A 454-nucleotide genomic window follows, 5' to 3' on the forward strand; every position below is an offset into this window, starting at 1 on the left:
GACCTCGAGCGGTCCCTCCGCCGCCAGCAGCGTCGCCAACGACGGCCCGTCGACGAGCTCCATCACGAGGTAGCAGAACCCGTCGGCGACGCCGGCGTCGTGGATCGTGGCCCGGAAGAACGGGAGCGTGTCCATCTTGCCGATGCGCGGGTCGACGACCGTCGGGTCGTGCCACTCCCAGCCCGGCTGGTTCTCCTCGGAGCCGCGGTGGTGGTCGACGGCGAACACCACGGTGCCGGCGGACCGGGCGGCGGCGCCGAGCCAGACGGTCGAGCGGCCGCAGTAGGAGCCGATCTCGACGAACGGCGCGCCGGGCACGGCGGCCGCGGCGTCGAGCGCGGCGCGGTGCAGGGCATCGCCCTCGTCGGGCGGCATGAACCCCGTCGCCGCCAGCGCGTGCTCCCGCCAGTCCGCCTCAGCCATGGCGCCGAGGCTACGGGGCCGGGGCCCGCGA

General features: G+C 75.6%; 1 protein-coding gene. It reads right to left on the reverse strand.

All coding sequences use genetic code 11. The features are described from left to right. Positions 1 to 423, reverse strand: a 423-nt coding sequence (locus I6F37_RS39605; protein ID WP_225154318.1) for a class I SAM-dependent methyltransferase, incomplete at its 3' end; no start/stop codon positions are given. Between the last annotated feature and the right edge of the window lie 31 nt (positions 424 to 454).

The organism is Bradyrhizobium sp. NBAIM08, from assembly GCF_020193935.1.
Taxonomy (GTDB): domain Bacteria; phylum Pseudomonadota; class Alphaproteobacteria; order Rhizobiales; family Xanthobacteraceae; genus Bradyrhizobium; species Bradyrhizobium yuanmingense.